Genomic DNA, 13,303 nt, shown 5'->3' on the forward strand with positions numbered 1-13,303 from the left:
ACTGAGGTGCATCGGCTTTCCTTTTTTGGAGCGTTTATAATTTAGCTACGCGTTTGCTCACCTTTTGGTGTGCTTTGGATTGGTTGATAGTGCAAAATCACCATCGAGGTGGGTGACAGCAAGACTTCGCCTTCAGCATGTCCTGGGTTGAGGTTACGTACGTTTGTATCACAGATCGTCACCCATTCTTGCTTTCGCTCATTGGGGAGCTTAAAGCGAGCTGTAGCGTTAGTTTGGTTGATGAGGTAAACCAGCTCTTGCCCTTCTTTACCGATACCAAGGTGAAGTGCGACAGAGCTTAAACGGTTCCAATCATCGTGCTCCATTAAGCGACCGTCTGTACGGCGCCAGAAAATACGGTTGTTATTGCGGTTTTCGCCACTGAAAGCTCGGATAAATGGCACCATGTATTGATTTCGGTTGGCGACCATTTGTGACATCCATGCTTTGAAATGTTGCTTACGTTCTGTCTCTTCCCAGTTCAGCCAACTGGTTTCGTTGTCTTGGCAATAGGCATTATTGTTACCGCCTTGGGTGTGAGACAGAACATCAGCAGTGAGAATGTGTGGGATACCGAAGGCAAACAGCAAGCTAGCAATAAGGTTGCGTTTTTGCTTCTCACGCGTGGCGATGATCATCAGATTTTCCGTCTCGCCCTCAACACCGTAGTTTTCTGAACGATTGTCACCGTGACCGTCGCGATTTTCTTCGCCATTGGCTTCGTTATGTTTGTGCTTGTAAGACACTAAATCTTGCAGTGTGAAGCCATCGTGATACGTGATGTAATTTACGGTGAGTTTGTATGGCCAGTTCGCTGCACTGTAAATGTCACGAGAGCCCATTAATCGAGTGGCAAACTCTTTTAAATAGCCTTGATCACCGCGCCAAAAACTGCGGGAAATATCACGCAGTTTGTCATTACATTCGTTCCAACCAAATGGAAAGTTACCCACTTGGTAGCCATTTGGACCAATATCCCAAGGCTCGGCAATCAATTTGGTTTCACGCAAAATTGGGTCTTGCGCAACGGCTTTAAAGAAAGCTGCTTCTGGGTTGTAATCATCGCCCTGTCGACCTAACGTTGCAGCCAAGTCAAAACGGAAGCCATCGACTTTAAATTCGCTAACCCAGTAGCGCAATGTATCCATCACAAGGTTTAAGGCTGGTTGGTAGGTGAGATCCACTGTATTTCCGCAGCCAGTGTAATTGGCGAAGTGGTTGCCATGTTTGATGTAAAAACAGGAATCGAGGGCCTTCAGGTTGAAGATTGTAGGGCCTTCACCACCTTCAGCAGTGTGGTTGTAAACCACGTCGAGAATCACTTCGATGCCGTTTTTATGCAATTCGCGAATCGTTGTTTTTAATTCCGTAACGGCGTCTTGTTCTGCGTAGCGCGGATCGGGCACCATAAAGAGATAAGGGTTGTATCCCCAATAATTGACCTTTTCCATCTCTAGTAGGTGAGGCTCATGCATGCATGCTGCGACAGGTAGCAATTGCAGCGTGTTGATGTTTTGTTGTTTGTAAAAGGCCAGCATTTCAGGTGATGCAAGACCTAAATAGCGCCCCCTCAGCTTGTCCTCAACCTCTGGGTGGCGTTGGGTAATCCCTTTGACGTGCGTCTCAAACAACACCATCTCTTCTCTGGGTATACGCGGGTGATCCGTGTTTTGCCAGTCAAAATCATCTTCGATAACGACGCACTTCGGCATATCGAAACTTTTGGCTGGAGAGTACGGAGGGTGATAGTGGAGGGCTTTATCTATTGATTTTGCGTACGGATCAGAAATTAACAGTGGCTCTTCCTTGTGGGAGACAAGGTAACCGTATTTTTGCCCCGGCTTAATATCTGGAATAAAAGTATGACGTATGCCAGCGTATTCATTCGGTAAACCGTGAAGCTCGTAGCTGCCATCGTCTGCAAACAATGCCAGTTGAATGTCTTTTACGCCTGGAGCATGAATAGAGAAGTTACAGCCTTCTTTATTCAATGTTGCGCCCAGGGGGTAGGGGCGAGAGAGAAGTCGTGTCATCGGAGATACTTTATTTAATATTTATTGCTACCTTTAGGAAACTATAAGTTAAAAACTTTGTCTTACTAAGGTCAACCACCCTAAATATAAAAATATTCGTGTAATTTAATTACTTTATGTGACGGCTTAGAGTCAAAAATATGAAATGGCTATCACTTTGTAGCGGCTCAAAACCGAACAAACTTACTAATTCCTCCCTAGATTGGTGATCTGACTCGAAAAAACACCATTCGGTAAATTTTCTACTCCCTTCTCATCCCCCTTAAATTAGTTTAGGGCGGAGGAAGTCATCCTTGTACGCCTCGGGTAATCTCACAACTGTTGAAACAAACGGGGATTCGTTCCCATCTTACCTCTCTTTCTTTAGGTGTGTTTTTACTGCCTATATTCACCTAAAAGAGTGAGCAGGGAAGACAGAATTATAAATACCCTTAATGGAGTTAAGAATGAAAAAAGTAAGTGCAATTGCTGCTGCTGTAGCTGCAACTTTAGCTGCTGGTTCTGCATTCGCAGTGGATTTCCACGGTTACATGCGTGCTGGCGTTGGCGTGAACGCTGACGGTGGTCAACAATTAACATTCGAAAAGAACAAGATCGGTCGTCTAGGTAATGAAAGCGATATCTACGGCGAGATTCAACTAGGTAAAGAAGTTTACAACAACAACGGCAAAACGTTCTACGTAGACTCTATGGTTGCAATGACTTCTAACGGTTCAAACGACTGGGAAAGCACTTCTGCTAACTGTGGTTTGGATAACGGCGAAGTGAAATGTGTAGACGATGCACAATTCGCACTACGTCAGTTCAACGTTCAAGCTAAAGGCCTACTAAACTTTGCTCCTGAAGCAACGCTTTGGGCAGGTAAACGCTACTACCAACGTCACGACATTCATATCTCTGACTTCTACTACTGGAACATCTCTGGCGCGGGCGCTGGTGTTGAAGGTATCGAAGCTGGTCCTGGTAAAGTTTCTTTCGCTTGGGTTCGTAACGACCGCGGCGATATCGCAGACCCAGGCAACGATGGTGGCGCAACAAACGTAAACACTCTAGACGTACGTTACGCAGGTCTTCCTCTATGGGACAACGGCTCTCTAGAAATGGGCTTGAACTACGCAATTCTTAACGAAACTGACGCTGCGCCAAACGGCACTAAAGATGCGAAAAACGGCGTAATGTTCACAGCAGAATTGACTCAAGGTCTAGACGCTGGTTTCAACAAAACAGTGCTTCAGTACGGTACTGAAGGTTACTCAAAAACAATGGCATTCTACGGCGACGGTAGCTGGTACGGCGCAGAAGCTGACAACGGTGCATCTGGTTACCGCCTAATCAACTGGGGTGTAATCGGCATGGGCGACAGCTGGGAAATGGGTCACCAGTTAGTGTACGGTGTTGGTGAAGACATGTGGGCTGGCCAAGACAAGTGGGAAACAATGTCTGTTGTTGTTCGTCCTATGTACAAATGGGATGACAACCACAAAACTATCTTCGAAGCTGGTTACGCTATCGACGATAACGACGGCGAAGAAAACAAATACGGTAAGCTAACTGTTGCTCAAGCATGGTCTGCTGGCTCTAGCTTCTGGGCTCGTCCTGAAATCCGTGTTTACGCTTCTTACCTAACGGCTGACAAAGAAGACAACTCAAACACATTTGACAACGGTCGTTCAGACGATACGTTCCAATTCGGTGTACAAGCTGAAGCTTGGTGGTAATCATCTAACCACTAAGTCCTAAATTGTCCTAGAATGATACAGCCAGAACTTATCTGGCTGTATTTATTTAAAAAACAATAAAGAGTCGAGGTAGACAGTAATGAAAAAATGGCTTGCTCCCGTACTGCTGGGCATGTTGGCTACTGGTTGTGCGTCTGTAGAACAAGTAGAGATGAGTCCAAAAGGTCAGCAACAAGTGATCACGCAATCGGGTGATATTCAATGGGTACCGCTTAACGTGCCTGTGGTTACTGAATTCGCTTTGACTGATAAAAGCCAAATGTTGTTGGATGGTAACAGTGCTGGCGCTATTGCAGCGTTTGCTCTTCCAGGTAACCGTGGCAGTCTCGATATCAAATTAGAGACATTCGTAAGTAAAGAACTTCAATTTTATGCTCCTAATGTCGCAGTGATGAACTCGGCAGGAGAAACCATTTACCAAGCAGATTTTTCAAAGTTTAAGTATGAACCAGCAAAACTGTTGGACAACGATAAATTCGTACTTGATCTCAATGTGATTCCAGACATGACAGGTAACGATCTGCATGTGTTGGTTTACACTACTTCCGCCGATCTAAAAGGAAGTACACAAGTTTTACACCCTGCAAAAGCCTTCGCCATGGCGCGTCACACTCAGCCGCCAGATATTGCAGACCCTCTAGCGAAACATAGCCCACTCGGTCAGTTCCGCTTTTCGGTATCCGCGAATGATATTGTGAATACTAAGATTGTTGCGAAAAACGACAACATTCCCCAAGGTACGGACCTTACTAGCTACTACTACAGCTCAATTGAAGCGGCAGTCGCAGCGAATGATATTCCGAAAGCGCTCACTTTGCTTGATGAAGCAAAAGAGCTAGGTATTGAAGGTGCACAACAAGTGTTTGTGAAAGCCGTAAATAGAAAATAATCAGATAAAAAAAGGTCAGCGAAATGCTGACCTTTTTCATAGAAAATAAACTAATAAAAATACCCCTACATAGAGTTACCTTATTCACATAATTATTTTTATTACTTTGTTTTTTATATAGGTTGGATCAATAATTAATGGCAGTTCCTAATTTATTTTTTGTACTTAGGAAATAAACAAACTTCTCGAAGTGATTTAAATTCACAATCTGACGATATTTATTGTCGTTTGATATTTCCATTTTAATAACGATTAATATTTCTTTTAACCGTTGAGTTTATTTTACTTTGGATATACTAAAAAGGAATTACGTGAAATGAACATGTTGAAGACCTCTCTTGCTGCTGCTCTACTTGTTGCCTTAGTGGGTTGTCAATCGACTGCAGAACCAGAAGCGGCCGCAGAGCCTGTTGTTAATATGTCTCAAGACGAAGTGGTTGCTTTCATGAAAGCGTGTGACAACCCAGATAGCACAGCGAAAGGACCTATTTCTAAACCACTATTTGTGGTGGGTACTTTTGCGGATTCCGATTGGAAACACGTGCCTCAGCGTCAATACACCTACAAAGGGAATAATTTCTACCAAGCCGTGGTTCAAGAAAAAGTAGGCTCCTACAAAATGCAGTACGCGACCGAGTTGTGGTTCCCACAATTTACCGCAAAAGGTAATAGAATGAACGTTGGTGAATTAACACCATTAACATTTGGTGGTTACGGTACGGATACTTCGGTTGATATTAAAGAAGATGGTAAATATGTATGGAGTCTTCATTTTGAAGGAAAAGGCAAACCTGTTCATGTCATGGTAAATAAGTGCCAATAATATTCCATTCAGTTATTTAAAATCTATTTTTATTTATTAACCCCTGCATGAAACACATGTCGGGGTTAATTTTATTACTCAAATTTCCGTAGTTTATTTGAGTAAGTTAGGGAGAATAAAATGCGTAATATCCTACGTAACCATCGCCTGTCTCGATCGTTGCTTGCGTTAAGTGTGATTGGTGCTTTATCTGCGTGTAATTCTTCTGGTGGTGGCGACACTAATAGCAGCACTCCGCTACCGGATACCAGTTATGCTTGCCAAGCCAATGTCATGGCGCAAAGTAACCAACTTCGTACTTATCAAATCATGGTAGAGAGTTTTGTGGATGGTGATGCGAGCATTGGTCACGGTACAGGTTATGGCACCAGCCATCATAACGGCGATTTGCAAGGAGTGATTGATTCACTCGATTACATCCAAGATTTAGGGATGAACGCGATTTGGTTGACGCCAGTTTTTGAATCGGAAGCGATAGTGGGCCAAGAACACTGGGCCGATCGTCTGGATGCCACGGGCTACTTTGCAACGGATTACTTCACCATTGATCCACGTTTTGGTGATTTAGAAACGGCGAGAACCTTGGTCGAGGAAGCACACAAACGCGGATTATACGTGTTTTTTGATGGTGTATTTGGTCATCACAAAGATGGTTTGATCAAACCATCTCCCTCCGGTTTGTTGCCATCGGGATCGAGCAATCCCGTTGATTACCCGGCCAGTCTCGATTTCTACAAAGAAGTGGCAACCTATTGGATCAAAGAACTGAAGATTGACGGCTGGCGTTTAGATCAAGCCTATCAAGTTCCGACAGACGCTTGGACACAACTTCGTAAAGCCGTCGATGAAGCCTCACAAAGTGTGACGTACACCAATAGCAAAGGCGAACAAGTGAATCCGTTGGGCTATATGGTGGCAGAGATTTGGAAAGGGGAGTCTGAAATCGCGAATGAGGCGTATGGATCGAACAGCGATCCAGCATTGTGCTCTGCGTTTGACTTCCCTATGCGATATCGCATCGTTGAAACTTTGGCCGTGAATGAGAGCGGCGTGGGTGGTCGCGGTGCGGATTGGTTAGACAACGGCTACAGCACACACAACCAATATCCAACACATGCGCAGCCGAATTTGATGATCGGCAACCATGATTTAGTGCGCTTTGGTGACTTGTTACAGCGCGGAAATTTAGCGGATGTGAATGATGTGGAATATTGGTTACGCCATAAAGCCGCATTTGCTTTCCAAGCGGCGTACACCGGGCCAATCACGTTGTACTACGGTGATGAAATCGGGGATCAAGTGGATGGTTTTGCCGCAAAAGAAGACAACAGCACCTGTGCCATTCAAGGCTTGTGCGATGATCACGTTGCGCGCAGCAGTGCGAAAATTGAAGGCGTGACGGCGACGCTTGATGCAAACCAAGCCGATCTCAAATCTTATGTGACATCGCTGATGACAATGCGCGATGCGCATCCTGCACTTTATCAAGGGTCACGCACGAATTTAGTTGCGAGTAACGGCAGTTATGTGGACTTGAAACAATCTGGTTCGGACAAAGTCTTGTTTGCGCTAAATACCTTAGAGAGCGCTAGAAGCGTCACTCTTACTCAGGAGAGTGTTGGTACTGGTGAGTTGGTGGATTTGCTCACGAATGAAAAAATTACTCCGAGTAATGGTCAATATCAGATTCTGATGTCGCCACTACAAGGACGATTCTTTGCGGTAAAACCTTAAGGAATTATCCAGAATTGATGCTCACCAGTTGAGCTGACCACAAGCTTTCTTATAAACAAGCCAAGTGTTGTTGCTGACCCCCATAGGCGCACACTTGGCTTTTTTCTGTCTGTTTTACTTTTCCCTTAATGGTTTTACGACGATGTAGCCAACAAGTTGCTTCGCTTTTTGTATTGGCGTTTGTTTTCAGCAGATGGATATTTGTGAGATAAGCTGCACATTAAAAAGTAAATTAACACTTGTGCAACGTAAAAATGTGACTGAAGAATTATTTATGCCCCACTAATATGTTTATCGTGTCTGGGATTTATATAACTAATGGAAAAGTATAATGAAATCCATAACGAACTCCCTCTGTCTCCTTGCTGCTGTTAGCTCTCCGTTTGCATATAGCCAAATTATCAACGGTGACTTTGAACAGTGGAATGGCAATGTACCTACGCAGTGGTCAGAGATTGACGCGGGCATTACAGTGTCGCCAAGCAGCGAGCAAATCAAATCGGGTGGTCTGGCTGCCCAGGTCGTCGTGAATACAGGTACCCAAAGCAACACCGACTTTTTGCAAACCATTAATGTGGAGCAAGGGAAAACCTATCCGTTTTCTGTCTCGGTTTATCATACCGAAGGAAATGTAAAAGCACGTCTGGTGGTTGATGGTTATCACAATTACTCGAACCCACAACAGATAAACCAGTGGCAAGAGCTCGCGCACAACTACACAGCGAGCTCGAACAAGACCATCAACGTCGGTTTGCGTTTTTACGATGAAGCCAGTTTTGATGGCTCAGAAGTTGTCTACGTCGATAATTTTCAACCGACTGAGACGAGTACACAACCTCCTGTAGAAAGTTGTAGTGATCACCAAGTGGTCTTGACTCTCACAACCGATAATTATGGTTCAGAAACTAGCTGGACGTTAAAAAACAACCAAGCTGAAGTACTGTTTTCTGGTCAGGGATATGAGTCAGCAATCACCATTGAAAAGAGCATGTGCTTAGCTGACGGTAACTACCAATTCACGATTCAAGACGAGTATGGTGACGGCATTTGTTGTGGCAGTGGCGCGGGGTCGTACACGCTGACTGAGGGAGATAAGACTCTTGCTTCTGGCGCTGAATTCTCGAAAAGTGAAACCACCGATTTTACGTTAGGTGACTCAACCACGACCCCACCAGTGGTTGATGGTTACTATCAAGCGGCATCTGGTAAGACGGGATACGCTCTAAAAACAGCGTTGTTTAACATTATCAATAATCACTCCAGCCGAGGCTATTCTGCGGTGTGGACCTTGGTAAAAGATGCCGATATTGATCGTTATTACGAAAATGATGGCTCTATTCTCGATATGTATTCTGAAAAGCCATCTGGTAGCGATACAGTAAGCTTTACCAAAGTCACAGACCAATGTGGCCAATACAAAACGGAAGGGGATTGCTACAACCGTGAGCACTCTTTTCCGAAAAGCTGGTTTGGCGGTAAGGTTGAGCCGATGAACTCAGACGGTCATCACTTGTTTGCGACTGATGGTTATGTAAACGCGAAGCGCAGTAATTGGCCATTTGGTGAAGTGGGCACCGCGACCTACGTGTCTAGTAATGGCTCTAAACTTGGCCAAGCAAGCACTAATCTGGGCTACTCCGGTACGGTGTTTGAGCCGATTGATGAGTTTAAGGGCGACTTCGCCCGTGCTTATTTCTACATGGCAACCCGCTATGAAAATGTTGTAGGTAACTGGGAAGGCAATTCAAGCAATGCGGATGCTGTCCTTGATGGTTCAAGTTCAACGGTTTTTGAACCTTGGATGTTAAACATGCTGAAACGTTGGCACAAAAATGATCCCGTTAGTGAAAAAGAACGAAATCGGAATGAACAAGTGTTTGATTTTCAGGGCAATCGTAATCCATTCATTGATCATCCTGAGTTTGTTGAACAGATTTGGGGAAACTAACGCCTTTTTGATTTTGGTATCCACCATTTAGTGACGCCAACAAAACAAAGGGGAAGCGTGATGCTTCCCCTTTTTCATTACGGATGTTTTTAAATGAAACTAGTTTTTCGTTACCGTCACGATTGGCGCCGACTTGTCAGCCGCGTTGAAGTGGAAGTTGTAATTTCCTGCTTCTGCAATCGCAATTTTCAGGTTTGCACTACCGCCACCGACTTCCATCGTTAGCGCTTTACCAAGCTCAACACTGCCTTCGCCACCGAAGTTGGTGTCTGCTGCCCAGTCTGCGCTCGCAACTTTCATCTCGTAGTTGCCCGCCGCTAGGGTAATGTCTAGCGAATAAACGTCATTTGCAACATAGCTGAACTTCGCTGTTGAGTCTTGTGCTGGAGCATCCCATGTAGTGATAGTGCCACGTAAGTAAAGTGCTGTTTCACCGAATGTTGGTGCATCTGCTGACTTGGTCACTGACACGACCGGTTTTTCTACGCTTTCATCTTGAACATGTAGCGCGTTCAGAGTGAAGTTGTACTTACCTGTTTCAGCAACAGACAGCTTACAGTTACCTTCTGAACCTAATTCTAGTGAACCAGAAGCTATATTCGCAGCATCACAACCGATGTTTGGATTTGCCCAACCAGAGTCCGCGAATTTGAACTCGTGTTCACCAGCTTCAAGAACGCCAGTTACAGAGTACATACCGTTGCCAATAAAGGTCATCTTCCAATCACTGCTATCAGACCACTCGTTCATCGTGCCTTTCACGTAAACCACGGTTTCGCCGTAAGGAGGAATACTCGATACGTCTTTGTTATCCGTGTTTACTGGTAGGCCAGCACCTTGCGCGCCGTTTTGTGGCTGTACGAATACCGCTGTTGTCAGTGCTGGTACTGTGAACGTTTCATTGGTGAAGCTTGCACCTTTCACGATGTCATCCGCAGAGTTTTGTTGAACTTCATGCAGTTCGAAACCAGTTGCGCCAGCAACTTTGAAAGATTTCTCAGTTGATGTTGAGTTCACAACGGCCACGACAGCATCGTAGTTCGAATCCAAATCGGCACCCGCTGATGTACCATCGTCGATAGACATCACAATCAAGCCTTCCACTTGGTCTTTCCCTACGTTGCGGAAGTCCACACGGTTCATCACTTCTTGCGCGGTATCTAGGCGGAACAGTTCGCTTGTGCTACGGATTTTAAGTAGCTCTAGGAATTGTTGCTTAGTCAGCTCGATGTCGGTTGAATCTGGTTTCGCCGTGCTGTCACCAACGATGGTTTTGATCAGCTCCCAGTTTGCACCGTCTTTGTCTTCACGTGGTAGACCAACGTTCCAGTTATTGTCGCTTCCGTCGAAGAATACACGGTTGAACCAGTCACCAGAATCGTACGAGTCGCGCTGCATAGATTTAGAGCGCAATAGCTCAGAACCCATGTGGATGAATGGAATGCCTTGACCAAGCATCACCGTTGATAGGGACACAGACTGCATACGTGCACGCTCGGCAGATGAAGTGCCTGTCGCAATCTTGTAGGCGTTGTTATCCCACAATGTTTGGTTGTCGTGCTTAGACACGTAAGAGATGTTCTCTGATGGCACTTTTGTGTAGCCTGCAGGCGCACCATTGTAATCAACGTTCTTACCCAGTTTGGTTTCGCCTTTGTAATCAAGAAGGATGTAATCAGCCAAGTTACCAGCCATACCTAGACGAACCAGATCTTGGTTGTGTAAACGACCATTCACCGACTCTGCGTCAGTTTTGGTTTCTTCGTTAGGATAAGCGGCGTTACCAAAGCCTTGGTTAAAGCGAAGTGGGTGCTTACCTTCAGAATCTACACCGCCATCAAACGGGCTTCCGCCACGAACTGCGTCACGCAGACGATCAGAGAAAGTACCGATTTCTGTCCCCGCCATGTTGACTTGTGTCGCCTGATCGAAGCGAGCGTTTTGCGCGACTTCACCAAAGTCCCAACCTTCGCCGTAGAACAAGGTATTCGGGTCAATTTCACGGACTTTTTCAAGTGCGTAAACCATCACATCTTTCGGCTGGTGGCCCATAAGGTCAAAACGGAAACCATCGACTTTATAGTCATCCGCCCATACCATCAATGAGTCAACCATTAGTTTACCCATCATCAAGTTCTCGGTTGCGGTGTTATCACAACAGGTTGAGTTTTCGACGCCGCCAGTGTTGACGTTTAGGCGGTGGTAGTACCCAGGGACAATCTTATCCAGTACTGATTTTTCGTTCACACCAGATGCATTTGTGTGGTTGTACACGACGTCCATGACCAGTTTCAGATCCATTTTATGCGTCGCTTGAACCATTTCGCGGAACTCAAGAATACGCTTAGACCCGTTAGGATCGGTCGCATAACTGCCTTCTGGCACGGTGTAGTGGTAAGGGTCATAACCCCAGTTGAAGCTGTCTAGCATGCGAAGATCGTTCATCAACGCTTGTGCTTTGCCCGTTGTTGGGTCGTAGCTATTTAATACCTCTTCAATTACTTTGCCGTCATCTTCGGTCTCACAAATGGAGGCTTCTGGCTTGATGCCACAAAGTTTACCCACGGTGTCGGTGATATCGACTCGCTTGTCAGCGTCTTCATCCACGGTTGCAATATCAAACGCAGGCAGGATATGTAGCGTTGTTAGGCCAGCATCTTTTAAAGCTTGTAAGTGAGATACAGACTCACGCTCAGGTTCTGTAAGCGCCAGATATTTGCCATCAAGACTTGGTGTGCCTTTGCTGTCGTTAAAGCTGAAATCACGAATGTGTGACTCGTAAAGGACGTGGTCTTCGTCTTTTTTAACCGTTGGGCGTGCGTAGTTTTTCCAATCTTGAGGCATTAAGCTTGGATCATCTAAATCAACCACTTGCGAGTATCGTGAGTTCTTAGACAAGCTCATTGAATATGGGTCTGTTACCAAACGCGTTTCAACGACGCCAGTTGTTGGGTGGTATACTTTAACTTGGTAGCGATAGTATTTGTTGACAACGTTGCTTTGTGCCTCAGAAACCCAGATACCTGTTGCTGGGTCTTCCGTCATGGCAACGGTCGCTTCTTCTGCTAAGTTTTCATCGTAGATTATCAGATCAACATCTTGGGCAGTTGGTGCCCATAGTTTGAAGGTTGCGGCACCGCCTTCCACAATCGCACCGAGTTCTTGACCGATCGCGTTACCTGCCTTGGAATCGGCAAACACCGCATCCAAAACGCCCGGCTTTTGCATTTCAGTTGCAGAAATGACGTCACCATTTGCGTTGTAAGCCACCATAACAATTTGTGACTTCAGGATCGTACGCAAGGTCGCGTCATCGACATCGATACCCGCAGCTTGAAGGCTAGCAAGGTGACGGAAGCGTGATTTCAGACCATCAGACAACTCACCAGCTTTTGTCAGCTCAACGGCTGTACCGCCAGAGATTTGCTTGTCTTCATCCATTTTGATGTCATTGCTAAGGCTGTAGAACAGCTTCATGGAATCCGCACTGGTCGCCGCTTCCCATGCGATGGTGTTGGCGTCTAACCAATGGGCTTTTTGACCATCAATATCAACAGGGCGCTCTTCTATTGGCTCGTAGTAAAGTTCACTGCTGCCGTGGAAGCCAAACAAACCTTTCGATTCGCCGATTTTCGTCAACTCTACTTTTGAGTTTGCGCTGCCGAACGCTTTCTCATCACCTTTGTGCAGAATGAAGTTCATGCATTCGTGTGGGTCAGAGGCGTCAGGGTTTATTTTCAGTACGTAGTAAGCACCGTAGGTGTCGTTGATGCCATCGAATGGGTGTGGCGCAGACCAATCCGTTCCTGTTCCCGGAATGCCCATTGCGTCTAAATCTGTGCTGGTACAGCCCTCACCGTTCCATAGGTGCAAGCCCCAACCTTCGTAGTCGCTGGCTGTTGAAGCTGATGCTACGTCACGTTTGTAATAAATGACGACTTCGTTCTCTCCCGCAGGGTACAAGCCTGAGCCAGGGGTCGTCGTATCTTCGTTCGTGCTATCACTACCACAACCGCTGATTACCGCGACGGAAATCAAAGGCAGTACGGTTTTGGCAATTGTTGATAATTTAAATGTCTTATTGTCCACGTTTACAAATCCATTGTTATTGAATTGATATTGAGCTGCGCGCTGCCT

General features: G+C 45.6%; 7 protein-coding genes. 5 read left to right on the top strand and 2 right to left on the bottom strand.

Annotated elements, in window-relative coordinates; genetic code table 11:
- Window positions 1-41: 41 nt before the first annotated feature.
- On the bottom strand, window positions 42-2,033 hold the full coding sequence (glgX, locus tag R7P64_RS01085; protein WP_130545711.1) for a glycogen debranching protein GlgX: 1,992 nt from the start codon (window positions 2,031-2,033) through the stop codon (window positions 42-44).
- Between the two features lie 446 nt (window positions 2,034-2,479).
- On the opposite strand from glgX, the gene R7P64_RS01090 reads away from it, so the two are divergent.
- The 5 genes from R7P64_RS01090 to R7P64_RS01110 all read left to right on the top strand — a co-directional run bounded on the left by R7P64_RS01090 (window position 2,480) and on the right by R7P64_RS01110 (window position 9,166).
- Window positions 2,480-3,751 carry a maltoporin gene (locus R7P64_RS01090; RefSeq protein WP_005374784.1) on the top strand — a complete coding sequence of 424 codons (1,272 nt, stop codon included), beginning with the start codon at window positions 2,480-2,482 and terminating at the stop codon, window positions 3,749-3,751.
- Between the two features lie 100 nt (window positions 3,752-3,851).
- Window positions 3,852-4,661, top strand: coding sequence for a MalM family protein (locus tag R7P64_RS01095; RefSeq protein WP_005374786.1), 810 nt, complete (start codon window positions 3,852-3,854; stop codon window positions 4,659-4,661).
- A gap of 316 nt (window positions 4,662-4,977) precedes the next feature.
- The gene (locus R7P64_RS01100; protein WP_318118630.1) at window positions 4,978-5,484 is read left to right on the top strand and encodes a glycosidase; all 507 of its coding nucleotides are present in this window, start codon (window positions 4,978-4,980) and stop codon (window positions 5,482-5,484) included.
- A 120-nt stretch (window positions 5,485-5,604) separates the two neighbouring features.
- Entirely contained in the window at window positions 5,605-7,218 is a 1,614-nt protein-coding gene (locus R7P64_RS01105) for an alpha-amylase family glycosyl hydrolase (protein ID WP_318123058.1), read from the top strand.
- 331 nt (window positions 7,219-7,549) lie between these two features.
- Window positions 7,550-9,166 carry an endonuclease gene (locus tag R7P64_RS01110; protein WP_318123059.1) on the top strand — a complete coding sequence of 539 codons (1,617 nt, stop codon included), beginning with the start codon at window positions 7,550-7,552 and terminating at the stop codon, window positions 9,164-9,166.
- Window positions 9,167-9,265: 99 nt separating this feature from the next.
- Here the strand turns inward: R7P64_RS01110 and pulA are convergent, their stop codons facing one another.
- The gene (gene pulA / locus R7P64_RS01115) at window positions 9,266-13,255 is read right to left on the bottom strand and encodes a pullulanase-type alpha-1,6-glucosidase (RefSeq protein WP_258475674.1); all 3,990 of its coding nucleotides are present in this window, start codon (window positions 13,253-13,255) and stop codon (window positions 9,266-9,268) included.
- Window positions 13,256-13,303 lie beyond the last annotated feature (48 nt).

Source organism: Vibrio sp. 2304 (assembly GCF_033339475.1).
Classification (GTDB): Bacteria; Pseudomonadota; Gammaproteobacteria; order Enterobacterales; family Vibrionaceae; genus Vibrio; species Vibrio alginolyticus.

Excerpts from the sequence above, each read along its gene's own strand:
- R7P64_RS01095 (WP_005374786.1), top strand. The coding sequence starts at position 3,852 with ATGAAAAAATGGCTTGCTCCCGTACTGCTGGGCATGTTGGCTACTGGT.
- R7P64_RS01090 (WP_005374784.1), top strand. The coding sequence starts at position 2,480 with ATGAAAAAAGTAAGTGCAATTGCTGCTGCTGTAGCTGCAACTTTAGCT.
- R7P64_RS01110 (WP_318123059.1), top strand. The coding sequence starts at position 7,550 with ATGAAATCCATAACGAACTCCCTCTGTCTCCTTGCTGCTGTTAGCTCT.
- glgX (WP_130545711.1), bottom strand. The coding sequence starts at position 2,033 with ATGACACGACTTCTCTCTCGCCCCTACCCCCTGGGCGCAACATTGAAT.
- R7P64_RS01100 (WP_318118630.1), top strand. The coding sequence starts at position 4,978 with ATGAACATGTTGAAGACCTCTCTTGCTGCTGCTCTACTTGTTGCCTTA.
- R7P64_RS01105 (WP_318123058.1), top strand. The coding sequence starts at position 5,605 with ATGCGTAATATCCTACGTAACCATCGCCTGTCTCGATCGTTGCTTGCG.